Annotated in this window: 26 protein-coding genes; 4 read left to right on the forward strand and 22 right to left on the reverse strand. The window is 68.4% G+C overall.

All coding sequences use genetic code 11. The features are described 5' to 3' along the window. Nucleotides 1-115 precede the first annotated feature (115 nt). On the forward strand, nucleotides 116-331 hold the full coding sequence (locus ABZ664_RS01280) for a hypothetical protein (protein WP_362501454.1): 216 nt from the start codon (nucleotides 116-118) through the stop codon (nucleotides 329-331). A 202-nt stretch (nucleotides 332-533) separates the two neighbouring features. On the opposite strand, the gene ABZ664_RS01285 is transcribed toward ABZ664_RS01280, so the two are convergent. The 21 genes from ABZ664_RS01285 to ABZ664_RS01385 form a co-directional block, all read right to left on the reverse strand. Continuing rightward, nucleotides 534-3227: a phage/plasmid primase, P4 family gene (locus ABZ664_RS01285; protein ID WP_362501456.1), complete on the reverse strand. Its 2694-nt coding sequence runs from the start codon at nucleotides 3225-3227 to the stop codon at nucleotides 534-536. A gap of 145 nt (nucleotides 3228-3372) precedes the next feature. Beyond that, nucleotides 3373-4002: a hypothetical protein gene (locus tag ABZ664_RS01290; protein WP_362501458.1), complete on the reverse strand. Its 630-nt coding sequence runs from the start codon at nucleotides 4000-4002 to the stop codon at nucleotides 3373-3375. A gap of 9 nt (nucleotides 4003-4011) precedes the next feature. Next, complete coding sequence (locus tag ABZ664_RS01295) at nucleotides 4012-4791, reverse strand: hypothetical protein (RefSeq protein ID WP_362501460.1); 780 nt, start codon at nucleotides 4789-4791, stop codon at nucleotides 4012-4014. Continuing rightward, a complete protein-coding gene (locus ABZ664_RS01300) occupies nucleotides 4788-4961 on the reverse strand; it encodes a hypothetical protein (RefSeq protein WP_362501462.1) in 174 nt (57 codons plus the stop codon). The genes ABZ664_RS01295 and ABZ664_RS01300 overlap by 4 nt, the downstream gene beginning before the upstream one ends. Further along, nucleotides 4958-6781: a UvrD-helicase domain-containing protein gene (locus ABZ664_RS01305; RefSeq protein ID WP_362501464.1), complete on the reverse strand. Its 1824-nt coding sequence runs from the start codon at nucleotides 6779-6781 to the stop codon at nucleotides 4958-4960. The genes ABZ664_RS01300 and ABZ664_RS01305 overlap by 4 nt, the downstream gene beginning before the upstream one ends. Continuing rightward, nucleotides 6781-7143 carry a hypothetical protein gene (locus tag ABZ664_RS01310; protein WP_362501466.1) on the reverse strand — a complete coding sequence of 121 codons (363 nt, stop codon included), beginning with the start codon at nucleotides 7141-7143 and terminating at the stop codon, nucleotides 6781-6783. The genes ABZ664_RS01305 and ABZ664_RS01310 overlap by 1 nt, the downstream gene beginning before the upstream one ends. Before the next feature lie 109 nt (nucleotides 7144-7252). Then, entirely contained in the window at nucleotides 7253-7618 is a 366-nt protein-coding gene (locus ABZ664_RS01315) for a hypothetical protein (protein WP_362501468.1), read from the reverse strand. 145 nt (nucleotides 7619-7763) lie between these two features. Next, on the reverse strand, nucleotides 7764-8090 hold the full coding sequence (locus ABZ664_RS01320; RefSeq protein ID WP_362501470.1) for a hypothetical protein: 327 nt from the start codon (nucleotides 8088-8090) through the stop codon (nucleotides 7764-7766). Beyond that, nucleotides 8087-8308 (reverse strand): hypothetical protein, encoded by a 222-nt coding sequence (locus ABZ664_RS01325; RefSeq protein WP_362501472.1) that lies wholly within the window; start codon nucleotides 8306-8308, stop codon nucleotides 8087-8089. Before ABZ664_RS01325 ends, ABZ664_RS01320 begins: the two co-directional genes overlap by 4 nt. Next, nucleotides 8305-9138: a DUF2303 family protein gene (locus tag ABZ664_RS01330; protein ID WP_362501474.1), complete on the reverse strand. Its 834-nt coding sequence runs from the start codon at nucleotides 9136-9138 to the stop codon at nucleotides 8305-8307. Before ABZ664_RS01330 ends, ABZ664_RS01325 begins: the two co-directional genes overlap by 4 nt. Beyond that, on the reverse strand, nucleotides 9135-9497 hold the full coding sequence (locus ABZ664_RS01335; RefSeq protein ID WP_362501476.1) for a hypothetical protein: 363 nt from the start codon (nucleotides 9495-9497) through the stop codon (nucleotides 9135-9137). The genes ABZ664_RS01330 and ABZ664_RS01335 overlap by 4 nt, the downstream gene beginning before the upstream one ends. Next, on the reverse strand, nucleotides 9494-9841 hold the full coding sequence (locus ABZ664_RS01340) for a hypothetical protein (RefSeq protein WP_362501478.1): 348 nt from the start codon (nucleotides 9839-9841) through the stop codon (nucleotides 9494-9496). The genes ABZ664_RS01335 and ABZ664_RS01340 overlap by 4 nt, the downstream gene beginning before the upstream one ends. Continuing rightward, complete coding sequence (locus tag ABZ664_RS01345) at nucleotides 9834-10235, reverse strand: hypothetical protein (RefSeq protein ID WP_362501480.1); 402 nt, start codon at nucleotides 10233-10235, stop codon at nucleotides 9834-9836. Before ABZ664_RS01345 ends, ABZ664_RS01340 begins: the two co-directional genes overlap by 8 nt. Then, nucleotides 10232-10504, reverse strand: coding sequence for a hypothetical protein (locus ABZ664_RS01350; protein WP_362501482.1), 273 nt, complete (start codon nucleotides 10502-10504; stop codon nucleotides 10232-10234). The genes ABZ664_RS01345 and ABZ664_RS01350 overlap by 4 nt, the downstream gene beginning before the upstream one ends. Beyond that, on the reverse strand, nucleotides 10494-10787 hold the full coding sequence (locus ABZ664_RS01355; RefSeq protein ID WP_362501484.1) for a hypothetical protein: 294 nt from the start codon (nucleotides 10785-10787) through the stop codon (nucleotides 10494-10496). The genes ABZ664_RS01350 and ABZ664_RS01355 overlap by 11 nt, the downstream gene beginning before the upstream one ends. Then, nucleotides 10784-11116, reverse strand: a complete 333-nt coding sequence (locus ABZ664_RS01360) for a hypothetical protein (protein ID WP_362501486.1) — start codon at nucleotides 11114-11116, stop codon at nucleotides 10784-10786. The genes ABZ664_RS01355 and ABZ664_RS01360 overlap by 4 nt, the downstream gene beginning before the upstream one ends. Further along, nucleotides 11113-11541 (reverse strand): hypothetical protein, encoded by a 429-nt coding sequence (locus ABZ664_RS01365; RefSeq protein WP_362501488.1) that lies wholly within the window; start codon nucleotides 11539-11541, stop codon nucleotides 11113-11115. The genes ABZ664_RS01360 and ABZ664_RS01365 overlap by 4 nt, the downstream gene beginning before the upstream one ends. Beyond that, complete coding sequence (locus ABZ664_RS01370) at nucleotides 11538-11786, reverse strand: hypothetical protein (protein WP_362501490.1); 249 nt, start codon at nucleotides 11784-11786, stop codon at nucleotides 11538-11540. The genes ABZ664_RS01365 and ABZ664_RS01370 overlap by 4 nt, the downstream gene beginning before the upstream one ends. Further along, nucleotides 11783-12127 carry a hypothetical protein gene (locus ABZ664_RS01375; RefSeq protein WP_362501492.1) on the reverse strand — a complete coding sequence of 115 codons (345 nt, stop codon included), beginning with the start codon at nucleotides 12125-12127 and terminating at the stop codon, nucleotides 11783-11785. The genes ABZ664_RS01370 and ABZ664_RS01375 overlap by 4 nt, the downstream gene beginning before the upstream one ends. An 81-nt stretch (nucleotides 12128-12208) precedes the next feature. After that, complete coding sequence (locus ABZ664_RS01380) at nucleotides 12209-12514, reverse strand: hypothetical protein (RefSeq protein WP_362501494.1); 306 nt, start codon at nucleotides 12512-12514, stop codon at nucleotides 12209-12211. After that, nucleotides 12514-12720, reverse strand: a complete 207-nt coding sequence (locus tag ABZ664_RS01385; protein WP_362501496.1) for a helix-turn-helix domain-containing protein — start codon at nucleotides 12718-12720, stop codon at nucleotides 12514-12516. The genes ABZ664_RS01380 and ABZ664_RS01385 overlap by 1 nt, the downstream gene beginning before the upstream one ends. 167 nt (nucleotides 12721-12887) lie before the next feature. On the opposite strand from ABZ664_RS01385, the gene ABZ664_RS01390 reads away from it, so the two are divergent. Both ABZ664_RS01390 and ABZ664_RS01395 read left to right on the forward strand, forming a co-directional pair. Beyond that, nucleotides 12888-13430, forward strand: coding sequence for a hypothetical protein (locus ABZ664_RS01390; protein ID WP_362501498.1), 543 nt, complete (start codon nucleotides 12888-12890; stop codon nucleotides 13428-13430). A gap of 169 nt (nucleotides 13431-13599) precedes the next feature. Beyond that, nucleotides 13600-13830: a hypothetical protein gene (locus ABZ664_RS01395; RefSeq protein ID WP_362501500.1), complete on the forward strand. Its 231-nt coding sequence runs from the start codon at nucleotides 13600-13602 to the stop codon at nucleotides 13828-13830. A gap of 114 nt (nucleotides 13831-13944) precedes the next feature. Here ABZ664_RS01395 and ABZ664_RS01400 read toward each other — a convergent pair whose 3' ends face one another. Continuing rightward, nucleotides 13945-14937: a tyrosine-type recombinase/integrase gene (locus tag ABZ664_RS01400; RefSeq protein ID WP_362501502.1), complete on the reverse strand. Its 993-nt coding sequence runs from the start codon at nucleotides 14935-14937 to the stop codon at nucleotides 13945-13947. A 295-nt stretch (nucleotides 14938-15232) separates the two neighbouring features. On the opposite strand from ABZ664_RS01400, the gene urtA reads away from it, so the two are divergent. Next, on the forward strand, nucleotides 15233-16426 hold the full coding sequence (gene urtA / locus ABZ664_RS01405) for an urea ABC transporter substrate-binding protein (RefSeq protein ID WP_362502217.1): 1194 nt from the start codon (nucleotides 15233-15235) through the stop codon (nucleotides 16424-16426). Nucleotides 16427-16498: the final 72 nt, after the last annotated feature.

Here is a 16498-nt window from a genome sequence, read left to right on the forward strand (position 1 = left end):
GAATGATGAGGGCGATTGGCTTTTGTCGCACCTGGGGGAAATGGGGGCCGGGTGGGCATCGGTGGGTGGCGACGACGGACCATTTCCGCCCGGCCTGGATTCGGAATGAGCACCGGTGGTGGAGGAACGGTTTCTTCGGGAGGCCGAGGGGTTGGACGTCGAAGGTGAGGCGGCCGTCGAGGATCGCGGCGAGCTCCTCCTTAAGGTCGAGGGGGGCGACGTCGGTTCGGACACGAACGCCGTCGCTCGTGGCGTCGAGGATCTGCGCTCCGCAGGTGCGGCAGCGGTCGAGGACGGCCGGGATGTCGATCATGGGGACACCGCCGAATGACGGTTGTGACAGATGACAGTTTTTCTCCGGTTCCACCGTTGATGCGCGCACGTATGCGCGCGCACGCACACGCGTAAGGGGGGAATGGGAGAAAATCTGTCATCTGTCAGGACCATGATCGCTTGTGGAGAGTTTTCCCAGCTCATCCCAGCTTTTCGGGGTGATGACGGATGTGTCACCGATCTGTCATCGGCGATCTTGGTTACCATCCTGGCCCGCCGATCTTGTCCGACTCCCATTCGGGCTTATCGGATGAATCGCTCTCGGGGGTGGTTGTCGGGTGTGACGGTTGCGTGAAGCCCTGTGACGGATCCGCGGCCCCGGATGACGGATCCTCATCCTCGATCTGGAGGAGTGTGATGCCCGTGTAGAACCGGCTCGCCCCCGTCCGGTCCTCCCCGACACCGTGCTTGCGGACAAGCTCCATGGTGAGTTTCTTCGCCGAGACGGGGGTCTCGCCTTCGGAGAAGCACCACCGCTCGTACGCCTCGCGCAGGGCGGTCTTCTTGATCTGGACGTGGACGCCGCCGCCGAGGTGGCAGGCATCGGCCACGAAGCGGCTGACGGTGTCCTGGTCAGCGGCGTATCCGGCGGTGGCGGCCTTGACCTCTTCGGGCTCCATCAGGCCGTGGGCGGCGTACTCGGCGGCCCCGGCGACGATCCAGGCCAGCAGGGCGGGCCCGTGGTCGCGGGCGAGGATTCCTTGCAGGTCATCGACCATCTTCTCTTCAGGCACCTCGTGCTCGAACGGGATGAGCCGCAACCTTCTCCAGAAGCTCCGGCCGCCCGCCCGGACCGACGGCTGGTGGTTTCCCATCAGCCACAAATGGTGCGTCGGAGTGAACGTGAAATGGTCCTGCCTCATGAATCGTGCGGTCAAAGAATCACCGCCCGTGAGCTGCTTGACTTTCACTTCATCAAAGCGGTCATCGTCCGCGACTTCTGAGCAGACGACCATTCTCATTCCAGCGAGGCGCGCGATTTCTGTTTCGTGTCCGGCGTGGGATTTCGCCATAAGGAAACCTGACGGGGCGGTGGTGGCGTAGTCGCCGAGCACCGCGACGAGGGATTCGAGGAACACGCCTTTGCCGTTGCCTCCGGATCCGACGGCGAAGGGCAGGACGTGGCGGGCGACGGATCCGGTGGCGGAGTAGCCGACGAGGCGTTGCAGGTAGCCGATGAGCTCCTCGTGGCCGCCGAAGGTGTCGGCGAGGAACTCCTGCCAGCGGGAGACGTCGGCGCCGGTGTCGGGGCTGACGGCGGTGACCTTCGTGTGCAGCCGGGACGCGTCGGATGGGCCGAGGGTGCCGGTGCGCAGGTCGACGATCCCGGCGGGGGTGTTGAGCTCCCACGGCTGCGCGTCGAGCTCGTCGAAGGCGACGACGAGGCGCACGTCGGTCTGGGCCTGGGTGAGCATCGCGGTGGTGCCGAGCGCGGACAGCGCCCTCTTCTTGTGGTTGACGGACGGCTTGTCGTCTTCGGGGAGGCCTCGGGCGATCTGCTTGCCGTATTCGCGGACGAGGCCGCCGCCTTGGGGTTGCCATTCCCAGCGGTGGCCGTCCCAGGCGAGCCACCGGCCGCGGTCGGGGCAGTAGCGCACCACGTTGCCGAAGTGGTCGGCGAGGTCGAGCGCCAGGCCGTCGTCGGACTGGGCGTAGGTGCGTTGCTCCACCACGGTCAGGTGCGGGGCGGCTGCGGGGAGCTGGTGGACGGTGGCGAGGGTGCCGTCGACGAGGGGCGGCGGGACGAGTGCGGGGGCGGCGCGGGTGGGTTCGACCCGGTGCCCGTATCCGGCGGCCTGGAGCGCTCGTGCGGCCGCGCTGTGGTCGCCTCCGTGTTCCAGGTGGGCGTAGGCGCCGAACTTGTCGTAGGGCCGCTCAGCTTCGAACTCCGTCGACGTGGTCCACACGTAGAGGTTGTCGGCGTCGTTCTTCCCGGTGGTGGCGGACAGGCCGAGTTTCTTGCCGGGGCGTCGCCAGTAGGTGACTCCGGCCGAGTCGGTGTAGAGCTTCGTCCAGCCGCGGACGGTGAGGATCTCGTCCCACGTCGTCTTGGCGTTGTAGTCGTCGCCCGGTGAGATGCTGCCGTCGTCGAAGGGGGTGGGCTGCGTGAAGAGCAGTGTCCCGGCCGGGGCGGGTGCGGCAGGGGCCGTCGGGGGCTGTGTCGTGCCGGTGGGCATCTGGTCGAACGCCCCGGCGAGGTGGTGGAGGGCGTCGCGCTCTTCCGGGGTGACGGTGGCGATGGTGGCGGGTCCACCGGCCGCGAGGAACCACGCTCCGCCGGTGGGGTGGACGGGGCCGGCCGAGGGGGCGAGCACCACCCAGCCGCCTTCCCCCCGGGTTTCGGCGAGGACCTGGGGGACCTGCTCGCCCCGGGTGACGCGGTCGAGGGTTTCCTGCCGCTTCGCCCGGATGGCCGGGTCGTCTTCGGTGTCGATGCTGGCCTGCTGGTCCGCTTTCCAGGCGGCGAGCTCTTCGGCGGTGGAGGGGCGGCGGGCGAGCTTCGTGTTCCCGGCGACGGGTCCGTCTACTTTGTAAAGGATGTGGATTCCGCCGGACGGGGTCATCTCGAGGTATCCGCTGGTGACTTTGCGCCAGAGGTCGCCGAGTCCGGAGGCGTCGGCGAGCGCGGTGAGCTCTGCGGGGAGGCCTTCGCGGACGGCGCGGCCTTCCAGTTCCAGCATTTCGAGGTTGTCGGAGACGGCTCCGGTGACGACGCCGACGCCGTGGGCGTCTTCGGCGAACCACGCTTCGATGAGCACGGGGTCGGGCCGGGCGTGCTGGTATTGCTTCCAGTTGCCGGCTGGTCGTTTGGTGCCGTCAGCCGCGGCGGGGAGGACGCACAGGCCCGCCTCGTAGAGGTCACGTGCTGCCTGCCGAATCCCGCTGTCGTTCAAGATCTATCGTCCCCGCTGCTGGTGGTGTGGATGGGGGCAGCCCCCTCACGTCGCGTCGCTTCCATCGGCGCGCGTGAGGGGGCTGGAGGGGTGGCCCCGGGCTGCTGCTTCCCCACAGCGGGGCCCGGGGCCGGTCTGGGGCCGGTTACGCGTGGGGTGCGGCCGGGACGGGGGCGGGCGGGGGGACGGTCATGCCGAGCGCCTGCATGGCGGCCATGGCTTCGGCCTGCTGGTTACCGGCGGGCGCCGGAACCGGAATCGGGGCGGCCTGGGGGGCCGGGTAGGCGGCCGGAGCCGGAGAAGGGGCCGGGTACGCGGCCTGCGGGGGGACGGCCTGGGGGAGCGGCGCGACCGGGGCTTGAGCCACCGGCGCCGGGGCGGGGGCGGCGAAGGTGGGCGTGGACTGGAACGGGTTGCCGCCGACGCTGTTCAGGTACTGGGTGGCGAACGCGGCGTCCTGCTCGTTGAACGGCTGCAGGATGTACGGGGCGGACTGGCCGGGCTTCGCGGTGCCCTGGCCGAGGCGGGCCAGGACGGGCTCGCCGCCGATGCTGGTGCGCAGCGACCCGATGAGGGGCTTCTGGAACAGCAGCACCTGCGTCTCCGGCCGGGGCCCCTTGGGGTCGGTGAGGACGACGAGGTCCACGCTGATGGCGTCCGAGGTGCCGAAGGAGGTGACGATCCCCTCGCGGAGCTCACGGACGTAGAAGATGATCAGGTGGCCGATGTGGTCGGCGGCCTTGAAGTCGGAACCGGCGCTGGGCTGCTTGAACATGATGATCCTTTACTTGGTGGAGGTGCCGGGGCACCCCTTGTTGAGATCCGTGGATCCGGGGAGGAAGTAGTCGCAGAAGGTGCAGTAGGACTCGGTGGCGGGGAACAGGCCCCACGCGTCCGGGTTGTTGGGCGGGTCGAGGGCGGACAGTGCGGTGAGCACGTTGTCCATGCGCTCCAGCGCGGCGAGGGCGATGGAGCGGTCGTAGGGCTCGGACCAGACGTGCAGGCCGTCGATCCGGCCGCCCCTCGGGAGGAAGACGATGGCGACGTCGTTGACGACCTCACCCGCGTTTTCCTGGCCGAGGCCGTAGATGTGGCCCTGGGTGCGGTACTGGTCGCCGGGGCCCTGCTTGGCGTACTTCTTCAGCTGGTCGGGGCCGACGACTTTCCAGTCGATGACGGCCCCGGTGCCCCGGTCGAACAGGTCGGAGGATCCGTAGATGTTGCCGCGGATGTGAAGCCGCTTTTCAACCAGGTACCGCTCGGCGCCGAGGCGCCGGTTTTCGGCTTCGTAGACGTCGGCCATCCAGGCGTGGACGGCGGTGCCGATGATGGACGCCCAGGGGTCGCCGCCGGTGTTGATGGGCGGCTGGTCGGTGAGGGTGTAGGCGAGGCGGCGGGTGCAGGGCATGCCGATGCCGGACGGGCCGATGACCTTCTGCAGGGATCGGGGGGCGTTGGCTCCGGCGTGCTTGACGGTGCTGACGACGCTGGTGGCGATGGCTCCGGCGAGGCCGGTGAGCGGGGTGGCTGCCCATCCGGCCGCGGGCTGCGTGAAGGCCGTCACGGCTGGTCCCCGGTGACGAGCTTCTCCAGCTCGCTGTAGTCGGGGCCGGGGCCGACGCCGAGCAGGTAGCGGATCTCGGAGGTGTAGAGGAATCGGCGCTCCGGAGGGTTGTGCTTGTCCTCGCGATCGCACTGCTCCAGGAGGCGCTCGATGCGGGAAGGGTCGATCACTGGTCCCCCAGGATCTTGAAGGGCCTGGCGGGCTTCTTCTCGACGAGGTAGGCGGCGTAGATGGTGGGGTGGTCCTTCTCCAGCGCCTTGCTGTTGAGCTGCGTGCCGGGCTTGGAGGTCTTCCACGAGATCGCGGGCCGCCCGTTGACGGTGGCTTCCTCCCGCTCGCCGAGGTGCTCCTTGAGCTTCTCCTCGGCCTGCTCGCGGATCTCCTTCCATCGCTTCTCGTTGCTGGCGGCCTCGTTGCGGATGCCCAGCCACCCGACCATGGCCGGGGGGAGGTCGGTGGGGATGGGCTCCGGGTCCGGGATGAGCACGTCGAACGGCAGCTGGTCGACGGGCGGGAGAGGCACGGTGAGTCCGCCACCGCCATACATGGGCAGCGCGATCGGGTCCAGGCCGTCCTTCGCCCGGGTCACCGCGACGTAGGTGAGCATCGCCTCAGCCGGGATCAGGTCCCCGTCCTTGTCGTACGGCGGCGCGAAGTCCGCGGCGAGCCGGACCGTCCCCCACTCGCGGCCCTTCGCCTTGTGCGCGGTGGAGATGATGATGGTGGCGTTGTGCTCGTCGACGAGCTGGTCGACGACCTTGATGACGGCGTCGGGCCCGTAGGAGTCGATGAGCTTCACCAGCGTCTTGAGGTCTTGGCCGCCGGCGTCGTGCTCGGCGTAGTCCTTCACCTCCTGCCAGGACGTGAACGCCATCAGCTCGGGGTGCATGGTGCCGCGGCCGGTGCGCAGGTCCCGGCACGCTTCAGCGAGACGGCGGATGTCGTCGCCTCCGCCGACGAGGGCGGGCCGCTGCTGCGCGCCGATGGCGGCGATGATCTGCCCGATGGCGCCCGCGTTGGTGCGGCACAGGACGGCCTGAGGGGCGGGAATCTGCTCCAGCCGGGAGTCTTTGGCCGGGTTGCCGGTCAGGCGCAGGGGCGCGGACAGGAGGTCGAGCCACATGTTGGCCTCGTCCGCGATGCGCTGGCCGAACCGGAACGACTGGGTCAGGGAGAGACGCATCCCGGAGAACGAGGCCATCGCGTCCACCGCGCCACGCCACCCGTAGATGGCCTGGGACTCGTCGCCGACGAGGATCTTCTGCGAGTCCTGGTCGTCGACGATCGCGGCGATGACCGGGTTCGCGTCCTGCGCCTCGTCGAGGAAGATCAGGTCGGCGGGAAGGGTGGGCCGGGTGAGCGCCCACATCTTCAGGTAGTGGTCGTGGGTGAAGCGGAGCCGCCCCTGAGGGTTGGTGAGGTCCTCCCACGCCCGGTGAACCATCGGCGTCAGCTGGACCTTGAGCGCCTGGATGGAGGCGGGGTCGTCGAGGCCGGGGATGTGCGGGATGTGGTCGCCGCCGGGGGTTTCCCAGTCGCTGTGGCAGAACCGGCTGATGGTGTCCATCACCACGCGGGCGACTTTCGGCGAGGTGAGGGCGTGGGCGCCGAGGTCGAGCACCTGGGGGATGGACAGGAGCCGGGCGACCTCGCGGGCGGGCATCCGTGGCCCGTTGAGCCGGTGCGCGAACTGGCGGCCGACCACCTGGAACGCGAGGGAGTGGGCGGTGCGGCAGTCCACGTTGTACGGGAACGAGGCGCGGGCGTCGTCGGCGATCGCCCGGTTGTACGCCAGGTACAGGCCGCGCTTCATCGTGGACGCGGCCACCATCTTCAGCGTCGACGTCTTGCCGGTTCCGGCCCCGGCGGTGACAACGAGCGGGTTGCCGGTGCTGGCGGCGTCGAGGATCGCAGCCTGCTCGACGGTGGGCCGGTGGTCGAACACCGGTGTGGCGAGGGTGGTCCCGGTGGTTCCGGGCTGGGTGAACATCACTGGCCGTCGCTCTTGCGTGCCGCGTCCAGGATGGTGACGAGGTCGCTGTACAGCAGGTCGTTGAACGTCTTGACGCCGTCGACGAATCCGGTGCTGCGACGGGCGATGTGGTTGGTCGGGTACCGGTGCTTCTGCCGGCCGTTGACGATCCGGTCGGTGCGCGACGGTCCGCTGTCGAGGTAAGCGGCGACGCGCTTGATGCTCGAAGTGAGCTGGTTGACGGTGCAGCCGTCCGCATCGGCGCACTCGAACGTCTGGGTGCGCTTGATGCGCTGCCCGGTGGGCACCATGGCGGTGTCCTCCCGGCCGCAGTGGATGCAGGCGATGCCGTCGCGCTGCGCCTCGGTGAGGTCGGTCATGTCGGTCCTTTCCGTGCTGGGGAAGAAGGTGGTTCTGGCGTTGGGCGGAACCGCGCTCCCCTGACCCCTGATGGCAGGGGAGGGCGGCTCGGGCTCAGCGTCAGAACGGTCAGAGGGTGGCGGTGGCGGCGGCGATCGCCAGGGCGCGGTGGGACCAGGTGACGGCGTCGTCGGTGGCGGCGTCGTAGGGGATCCAGCAGCCCTCGACGTCGAGGATGAGGCCGTGCTCGTCGATGAGGATCTGCCAGCCGCCGTGGTCGCACGGGACGACCATCAGCTCACCGATCTGCTCGGTGTCGTCGTTCGCCCGCCACTGGCGGGGCGCCTTGTTGGCGGCGGCGTAGGCGGTGCGGAGCTCGTCGACGCTGAGGCGGCGGATGATCTCGTCGCGGGCGGCGGGGATGAGGTTGGTGAGGAGGGCGGCGATCATGACGGCTGCGGCCTGGTCCTGCTCGTCGGCGAGGGTGGCGATCATCGGGGCTCCTGAGATCCGGGGTGCTTCATCTTGCTTCGTTTCGCGTCGTAGTGACAAGGAAGAAGCTATCTCATGATGCATCATGAAGCAAGATGAAGCAGTGTGATGCATGAAGAATCTCGGGAAATTTCGGCGTAACCCCAGGTCAGACCGGGAGGTCGCGGCGCATGTTGGCGATCTGCAACGTCTGCAGACGCTGCGCCAACGCGTCGGCCCGTTCCCGCTCGCGACGCAACTCGGCGCGCTCCTTCGCATCGGCCGGCACCGCCGCGAGGGGCCGGGTCTCCTCGACCGCCAGGGCCCGCCACACGCCGTCGCGCTCCCGGACCGCCTGGGCGAGGTCGGCGGCGAGCCGGTCGCGCTCGTCGGCCAACTCGGCGCACTCGTCGCGAACCTCCTCCAGCTCGTCAGTGATCATGGTGACGTGGAGGCGCAGCTTCTTCGTGGTGCGGAAGTAGTCGAGGATTCTCATGGCTGTTCCTGGGTTTCTACGCGGGCGCCCGGGGTGCCGAGCACGTTGGTGATGAAGTCAGCCACCCCGCCGCACGTGTTCCACGTCGACACGGTGACGCGGGCCCCGAACCGCTGCGTGACCGTGATCGTCGCGCTGCGGGGGAGCGGGGCCGGGTAGGGGAGACCCCCGCCAGCGACGGGCACGCCGCCGACGGGGGTCGTGGTGCTGGTCGTCACGCCGGGGTGCCTCGCATGATCTGCACGCTCAGCTCGTCCTGCAGCTTCGTCACGACGGTCTTCACCGCGTCGCGCAGCACGTCGTCCGCGTTGTCCAGCAGCACCCCCATGAACAAGGCCCCGCCCTGGATGCGGTACCGGAACCTCGCGGTGACCACGTACGGCGCGGAGTCGTCGAACGGGGCGAGGCCCAGCTCCAACACGCTGGGGACGATGATCTGACCCTTCGCGCCGGCGGCCGCGTCGGTCTCCTCGGTGAAGGTGAGACGCCGGTCGCCGTTGCCCAGGATCACCGCCGAGTTGAACGTGACCTTCTTCTGCGTCTGGAAGTGCTGCACCAGCTCCAGCATCTCCGCGGCCGACGGCTTGTGGATGTCGGCGCGGTTGTCGTCGACGAAGTCCGCGAAATCGGTCTGCTTGAGGAACTGCCGGTCCTGGGCGGTCCATCGCTTCCACGCGTCGGTGCGGGCGAGGGTGAGGATGAGGCGGTGCTCACCCCACCGGGCGGTGGGCTCGTTCAGGAACTCGTCGTCGGTCTCCTGGTGGGCGTCGAGCACCGCAGTGATGACCCCGGCCCGCAGGTCGACGAACACGTCCGAGCCCGGGTCGCGGTGCTTCTGGAAGTACTGCACGAACGACGCGATGTCCTCGACGCGGACGGTGCCGGTCTTCCGGCGGGGCCGCTCGAGGTTCTTGTCGAGCAGGTCGATGGTGGTGACGTGGTCGTTGTGCTTGAAGGCGTAGAAGCCTCCGGGCTCCAGCCGCTCGCCGAGGGCGGCGTCGCTGACGGCCTGGATGAGGGCGTCGTTCTCCGTGCGGGTGGTGGTCACTGGGCGAGGTCCTTCGGCTCGTTGGTGAGGGTGTCGACCCGGCGCAGGCCGGGAAGCGCGATCTGACGCGGGTCGTCGCGCAGGAGGTTGCCGTCGTTGTCGGCGAAGAAGATGGCGGCCTTGGGCGCCTCGCGCGGCGCCTTGAGGGTGACTTCGGCGGACACGGCGAGGGCGTCGGGGTTGTTCTTCATCGGCTCCACGCAGATGGTCAGCGTGAGGGTGCCCTTCTTGCCGTGCTCGCGGACCGCGGCCACCAGCTGCTGCATGGAGATGGCGGCGTGGTCGCTGATCTGGCCGTTGCGGATGTCCTGGAGCACCGCGGCGAACGGCCGCACCTGCCCCTCGGGGGTGTCGGTCATGCTGATTGCCTTTCTGTGATGAGTTCGGTTGCCGCCAGCTGCTCGCGGCGTTCCCGCGCAGCTTTCGCGTACCGGTACACCTGCCGGGGCGACAGGCCCAGCTCGAAGCGGATCCTGGCCGGGGAGAAGCCACGCTTGTCCATGGCCATGTACCGGCGGAGGGTTTCGGTGCCGATGCGGCCGGTCGGCGTCCACGCGGTCCCGCCGGTGACGGTGAGCGGGTATTGGTCGAGGGTGCCGCGGTAGTAGTGGCGGGAGTGGCAGGCGATGATGAGGCCGCGCCCCGCGTGCTTGCCGGGCTTCTTGCAGCACCGGCAGAGGATGTCGACGGTGTGCCTACCCATAGGGGATCACCTCCGTCAGGGGTGCGAGTTCGACGATGAGCAAGGCGAGTTGGCCGTCGGGGATGACGGGCCCGAGGCGCATGTCGGGGCCGATGAGGTGCGTGTCGTCGTCATCGGGCAGCACCCCCGCGTCGACGCAGCCGTCGATGATCGCCTTGAAGCTGGGGTAGAGGTTGCCGACGTCGCGCCGTCTGCGGTCGGGTGGGCTGTAGAGGCCGAACACGTGCGCCCGACCCAGGGCTGGCACCTGGGCGTCCTCAGCGGCCTGTTTTCCGGCGGCGCGGAGGGCCGCGGTGATGCGGGCCCTGGGCGCGTGGTGCAGCCGGTTGTTCGCGTTCAGCAGCTTCGTGCCGGGGGTGAGGTGGAGGGCCCAGGATCGGGGCGTGGTGGTCACGAGCCGCTCCTGGTAATGCGTCGGTTCTTCCAGGTGTCCGTGCCCTGCTGGGGCTCCCAGGTGGGCAGGCATTCCGGGCAGACGTCGCTGACCTCCTTGACCTTGGCCCTGCCGTTCACCCGGAGGCGCGGAGGGAAGCGCCATCCGGCGGCATAGGCGGCACCACGGGCCTCGATCGCACTCTCGAACTCCCCGTTGTGACTTCCGGGCACGATGGCCTCGCAGCCATCGCAGAGGAGCCTGTAACGGGTGACGGTCCTACCGCTCACCGCCACACCTCCACTCCTGGCCGATGCCCCAGAAGATGAGGCCGAGCGCCATGGCGGCGGCGAGCCAGAGGGCGCCGAGGAGGAGCCAGGCCCCGGGGTCGGCCGGCCACACCGTCACCACGGTTCCGCTGGTGAGGAGGAACCAGGTGGAGGCGAACGCGGCGAACGCGGAGCAGGTGGCGGCGGTGGTGGCGTGGATCCACCGGCGCACGTTCGCGGCGGTGATGGCGAGCCCGGCCGCGGTGAGGGCGATGGACGCGCAGAGGACGGCGGCCCCGATCACGACTCACCGCCCGAGGGCAGGTCGAGCATGGCCAGCAGCTCCCGGCACTCGGCCGCGTCCTTTGACCAGGCGGCGACGGTCAGCGACGCGGCCCGCTCCAGGTTCGGCACGACGGGCGGCGTCGTGTTACGGAACTTTCCGCCGTACCACGCGGCCTGCTCCGGGGTCCGCACCTTCGGGCTGGTCTTGCGGGCCGCGTGCTTCTTGGCGTCGTCCTCGCGGACCGCCTGCCGGCAGGACTCGCAGGGGTCCACCTGCCGTCGACGGTGCTGCCGGTAGCCCTTCAGCGTCCCGTGGACGATGCCTTCCTCCTGGCCGATGAGGCTCACGCCTGCCCTCCCGGCTGCTCGGTGCTCGCCGCGGGCGGGGCGTACGGCTCGAAGTGGCCGCGCACCTTCTCCTCGGCCTGCTTCATGAGGCCGTGGAAGAACTTGGTCTCGCTGTCCAGCCGCCCCGACGGGAAGGCCAGGGGGGACGCGGGGTCGGCGGGGACGCAGGCGTTCGGCCCGTGGAGCGTTCCGGGCACCCCGGGCAGCCCGCAGAAACACGGCTTGCCCGGGGCCTCGGCGACCAGCTCGCCGCCCGACTCGGACGCGGCCTGGCCGGGGTTGGTCTCCGCGTAGGACAGGAGCGTCGACCACTCGGCGACGGACGCGCGAGCCTCCTCGGTCTCCCGCTCCAAGCTGATCACCCGCTCCTGCGACAGGCGCAGCTCCTCGGTGATGCGGGAGATGGTGGACGTGCTGAACGTCATGACGCCTCCAGGGGGGCGGGGGTGATGTGGATGACGGCCCGCGACGGGAGCCGGTGGTACAGGTGCGGGCGGCCGCCGTCGACCTCGCGGGCGAGCACCTGCACCGCGGCGCAGAAACTGCAGGGGGCGGGCGGGGTGAGGATGCGCACCGCGGGCGGCAGAACCGGGGGGCGGTTGGGGGTGAGCGGGTCAGGCGCGTCCGGGATGCGGGCGAGGACACCGGGGAGCAGGTCGGCGAAGATCACACCGCACCGCCCTCAGGGGCCGTCACGTGCGTCCAGACCTCGACGCGGACGCCGTTGATCTCGACGTTCACTCGGCCCGACAGCGTGGTGGAATTGGGGTGAAGCGGGGACCACACGACGGGGGCTCCCAGTTGCGCGGACCACGCGTCGAGCTTCGCCCGGCACTCCTCGTCGGTGCCACTCACCTGACCGTCCATCTCACCCGTGTGGGTGGCGAACAGCACGTCGGTGATGGTCCAGGTCGCGGACGGCAGGTCGTGACGCAGGAGAGCGGCGAGCACGAGGGCGGTCTGCTCCTGCCAGGAGCGGACCTTGCTGGTGGGTGGGTACTGTTCAGGCATGGCCTGACCTCTCTTCTCAGCTGGTTGTGGGGGTTGGTGCCTACCGGGCTCCCGGCCGGTGACACGGCCGGGGCCCGGGATCTATGCGGAGCGCTGGAAGCGGGCCTGCCGCTCGGCCTCGCGGGCCTGCTTCTCAGCCGCCCGACGCGCGACGCCCTTGGCGCGGATCGCCTGCATGTGCGCCCGCCGAGCGTTCACCGCCGCCTTCTTGATGTCCTGAGACCGGACGACGCCCTCGGCACGGATTCGCGCCTCCCAGTACTCCAGCGACGTCGGCGACGCAGCCCGCGCCGCCGCGGTCCGCTCGGATCGGTTCGGCGTCATCGCCCAGGAGCGGTTGGCGGCCATGCGGCGCTGCGCGGACACGGTCCGCTGGTCGGCCGCCATCAGCTGGCCACCTGCTCGCTCGCCTGCAGCCGCTGGTATCGGTCGAACGAGTCCTTGCTGATGAGCACCCGCCCCTGCGGGGACGTCTTCGACTTGATCGCCTCCAGGTCACCGCGCCTGATCATGCGGGCGACGGTCGACCTGTGCCGTCCCAGCCGCCGGCAGACCTCGGGCAGGGGCAGGTACTTCCGGGTTTTCGATGCCATGTGGTGCCTCGCTCATGTCACAAGATGATGCAACGTGATTCATCACGCTACACACATGATGCAAGGTGACGCAAGATGAAGCACCTCTGACTGGTATTAGTTGCGTCACCTTGCTAGCTCGTCATGAAGCAACGTGCTACAACGTGAGTCATGAGCGAGGGTGCTAAATGACTGATAAAACTGGACCTCCCGGCCGCCCGTTCTGGGTGAGAGCCGAGGTCGCCCGGACCGCGCAGGGCATGACGAAAATGGCTCTCGCGCAGAACGCGGGCATCGCGCGGCGCACTTACGACCGGCTTGAATGGCAGGAAGGCCAGGCGCTGCCGCGCGTCGTCAACGCGATCGCCGACGTGCTCGGCATCCCCCGGCCCGAAGCCCTGCGGCTGGCCGGCCTTCATGCTGCGGCCGTCGTGGAGGAGGCCGCAACAGAGGGCGTGCCGGAAGGTCCGGAAGACGTGTCCGTGTTCGAGGAGCGCCTGGAGCAGCTCCTGGCGCGGATCCCCGAGCGGAGACGCCAGCAACTTGCGCAGATCCATGCTGACGAGCGGGCGCGCTACGAGCAGCGCGTTGCGCGGGTGCGAGCCGATTATGAGCGGTCGGTCACGCAGCTGGAGAAGCTGGCTCGGCTAGACGTGAAGGTCGCGCGGGGGGAGGGGGAGGGGGATGAGGACGAAGAGGGTAAATCTCACATATCCAAACAGCGACAGTGACGCTACGTAGCGTTATTGTCGTGTCGTTGGGTACGGTGAGTTATTTCGTCAAAAAAGCGCCGTAAATACTCGCCTGGGTGTTGTCTGGAACGGACCAATACTGCAATGTTGAACGACACAATAGTACGGCTGTTCGAGACACTACGTTCATAGCACCCAGGGGGGCTCAATGATGCGCCTGGCCAAACTCGGAATCTACACCCTGTGGGTAATTAACATCGCGTACGGAATTGCGCATTATGTGTCGCCCGAAATGTGGGGAGGTCTTGACACCGCCCAGCGTCTCCTCCTCACCCTCACCGGCGTCCTCCATTTGGCCTACATCTTCCGGTTCCGCACCGACGAGTACCACATCGGCTACAACCAGGGCCGAATCGACAGCCACCGCGACCGAAACTAACCTTCCCCTCCCCGCTCGCGAGTGGATGCGCGAGCGTGGACCCACCCCTGACATCCCCGCCGGGACTGCGCCAGGTGAACGCAGCCCCGCCGCGGGGATCTCCCATCCCAAGGCTCAGAACCGGTCCCCGATCTTCAACCGCGCATGCTCCTCCCGCGCCCGCTGCTGCGCCAACTCCTCGCTGTAGTGATGCAACATCGCCTCCGACCGCCAGCCGGCCACCGACATCGCCCCCCGCGCAGACCCGCCAGCGGCCAAGAATTCATGGGCGAATCGGGCCCGGAACCGGTGCGGCTTCAGCTCCGCCACCCCGGCCTGCTTCCCGCGGCGCCGCATCATCTCCCGAATCCCCTCCGGCGTCAGATGGCCGCTGGCTCGGCCGCGCTGCCCCAGCCACAACCAGGGCGAGTCGGCGAGCGGGTGACTCCTTCGGACGCGTAGGTACCGATCCAGGGCCGCCGCCGTCCGGTCGTTGAATGGGGCGATGTGCTCGTCGCCGCCCTTGAGCCGGATGAGGAGCGTCCTGGCTTTCAGGTCGAGGTCGGCGAGGAGCGCCCCCGAGGCGCCGCTGACCCTGACTCCGCAGTCGTTGAACAGGCGGAACAGCGCCTGATCCCGCCGTTCGGCGAACCCAGGCCCCTTGCACACGTCGAAGATGGCCTGGACCTCTTCGTCGGTCAGGTACTTCGTGCGCTTGGAGTGCTTCTTCGGCCGGTCGGCCTTGAGCACGGGGGAGGCGGTGGTGCGCTCCTCCTCCGTGACCAGCCACTGCCAGAAGACGCCGAGGTTCGCGTGATGGCACGCAGCTGACGAGGCGGTGGTGCGCTCCCGCTCGGCGACGAGGAATGCCCGGATGTGCTCGGCGTCGACGCGCTCGGCGTCGGTCGGCATCCCCTGCTCGGTGAGAAACCGGATGAGGTATCGGGCGCTGCGCAGGTAGGCGCGGATCGTCTCGCTGGCCTTGTTCTGGGCTTCCAGGGCGAGCTGCCAGGAGTCGAGGAGGCTGTGAAGTTCGGCGCCCGGCGGCGTGTCGACGGTGGGCCGCTTCTTCTTACGGCGGCCACTGAGCGGGCGGGGGGTGAAGGCGATGATGTCGGCGTCGGGCATGAGGGGACCTCCCATAGACGCGTTTTGCGTTACCGGTGGGGGAGCCGATTATCAGCAGTGACGACAGTGTTCACGAATGTCTGACCAGCTCAGCCGTACATATCAGCAGGTCAGAGCGTTAATGATGTCGGCGGTTAGCTTCCGGTAAAGCGCAATTAACAACTGCGAACTAGTCGGGAAACCTCACTCAGTCACCTTGACGGCAGATAGCTCGGTGCGGGGGCCGTACCGGCAAGGAGGAAAGTCATTGAGGAACACAGTGTGGCGCTCCGGAGTCGTCGCCGTGGCGCTGGCCATGGCACTGACCGCATGTGGAGGCGAAGCCCCTGCGGACAAGAACGCGGCCAGTGCCGGTGGCGGTGGTAGTGAGGACGGCATCAAGGTCGGCATCCTGCACTCGCTCAGCGGGACCATGGCCATCAGCGAGGTGACCGTGCGGGACTCCGAGCTGCTCGCGATCGAGGAGATCAACGCCGCCGGAGGCGTACTCGGCAAGAAGCTGATCCCCGTGGTGGAGGACGGCGCGTCCGACTGGCCCACCTTCGCGGAGAAGGCCACCAAGCTCATCCGCCAGGACAAGGTCGCCACCACCTTCGGCGGATGGACCTCCGCCAGCCGCAAGGCGATGCTGCCGGTGTTCGAGCGGAGCAAGGCCCTGCTGTGGTACCCGGTCCAGTACGAGGGCCTGGAGAGCTCGCCCTACATCTTCTACACCGGCGCCACCACCAACCAGCAGATCATCCCTGGCCTGGACTACCTCAAGGAACAGGGCAAGAAGAAGATATTCCTGGTCGGCAGCGACTACGTCTTCCCCCGCACCGCCAACAAGATCATCAAGGCGTACGCGGCGGCGAACGGAATGGAGATCCTCGGCGAGGAGTACACCCCCCTCGGCCACACCGAGTACAGCACGCTGACCAACAAGGTCGTCCAGGCGAAGCCGGACGCGGTCTTCAACACCCTCAACGGTGACAGCAACGTCGCCTTCTTCAAGCAGCTCAACAGCGCGGGGGTCACCGCCGAGAAGATGCCCGTCCTGTCGGTGAGCGTCGCCGAGGAGGAGGTCAAGGGCATCGGCGTCGACAACATCGCCGGCCACCCCGTCGCCTGGAACTACTACCAGACCACGGAGAACCCGGCGAACGAGAAGTTCGTCGCCGCGTTCAAGGCCAAGTACGGCGCGGACAAGGTGACCTCCGACCCGATGGAGGCCGGATACAACGCCGTCTACCTGTGGGCCGAGGCCGCCAAGAAGGCCGGAACCGTCGAGGTCGAAGCAGTCAAGAAGGCCGCCGGGGGCATCGCCCTGGAGCGTCCCGAGGGTCTGGTCACCATCGACGGCGAGAACCAGCACATGTACAAGACGGCGAGGATCGGGGTGATCCAGCCCGACGGTCTCATCAAGGAGGTCTGGAACTCCGGCGAACCGATCAAGCCCGACCCCTACCTCAAGGGTTACCCCTGGGCGAGCGGCCTGGCCAACGGCTGACCCCCTCTCAGACCGGCTCCGGACCGGGCCGTGACCAGATCACGGGCAGCACCGTGGCGCACCCACAATGCG

Origin of the sequence: Streptosporangium sp. NPDC006930 (genome assembly GCF_040635605.1) — a bacterium.
Lineage (GTDB): Bacteria > Actinomycetota > Actinomycetes > Streptosporangiales > Streptosporangiaceae > Streptosporangium.

Bases quoted from the DNA above. Each gene is read 5' to 3' on its own strand.
- ABZ664_RS01340 (WP_362501478.1), bottom strand. From the start codon at position 9,841: ATGGGTAGGCACACCGTCGACATCCTCTGCCGGTGCTGCAAGAAGCCC.
- ABZ664_RS01390 (WP_362501498.1), top strand. From the start codon at position 12,888: ATGACTGATAAAACTGGACCTCCCGGCCGCCCGTTCTGGGTGAGAGCC.
- ABZ664_RS01375 (WP_362501492.1), bottom strand. From the start codon at position 12,127: ATGCCTGAACAGTACCCACCCACCAGCAAGGTCCGCTCCTGGCAGGAG.
- urtA (WP_362502217.1), top strand. From the start codon at position 15,233: ATGGCACTGACCGCATGTGGAGGCGAAGCCCCTGCGGACAAGAACGCG.
- ABZ664_RS01305 (WP_362501464.1), bottom strand. From the start codon at position 6,781: ATGTTCACCCAGCCCGGAACCACCGGGACCACCCTCGCCACACCGGTG.
- ABZ664_RS01335 (WP_362501476.1), bottom strand. From the start codon at position 9,497: ATGACCGACACCCCCGAGGGGCAGGTGCGGCCGTTCGCCGCGGTGCTC.
- ABZ664_RS01400 (WP_362501502.1), bottom strand. From the start codon at position 14,937: ATGCCCGACGCCGACATCATCGCCTTCACCCCCCGCCCGCTCAGTGGC.
- ABZ664_RS01310 (WP_362501466.1), bottom strand. From the start codon at position 7,143: ATGACCGACCTCACCGAGGCGCAGCGCGACGGCATCGCCTGCATCCAC.
- ABZ664_RS01385 (WP_362501496.1), bottom strand. From the start codon at position 12,720: ATGGCATCGAAAACCCGGAAGTACCTGCCCCTGCCCGAGGTCTGCCGG.
- ABZ664_RS01365 (WP_362501488.1), bottom strand. From the start codon at position 11,541: ATGACGTTCAGCACGTCCACCATCTCCCGCATCACCGAGGAGCTGCGC.
- ABZ664_RS01395 (WP_362501500.1), top strand. From the start codon at position 13,600: ATGATGCGCCTGGCCAAACTCGGAATCTACACCCTGTGGGTAATTAAC.
- ABZ664_RS01380 (WP_362501494.1), bottom strand. From the start codon at position 12,514: ATGGCGGCCGACCAGCGGACCGTGTCCGCGCAGCGCCGCATGGCCGCC.
- ABZ664_RS01315 (WP_362501468.1), bottom strand. From the start codon at position 7,618: ATGATCGCCACCCTCGCCGACGAGCAGGACCAGGCCGCAGCCGTCATG.
- ABZ664_RS01290 (WP_362501458.1), bottom strand. From the start codon at position 4,002: ATGTTCAAGCAGCCCAGCGCCGGTTCCGACTTCAAGGCCGCCGACCAC.
- ABZ664_RS01320 (WP_362501470.1), bottom strand. From the start codon at position 8,090: ATGAGAATCCTCGACTACTTCCGCACCACGAAGAAGCTGCGCCTCCAC.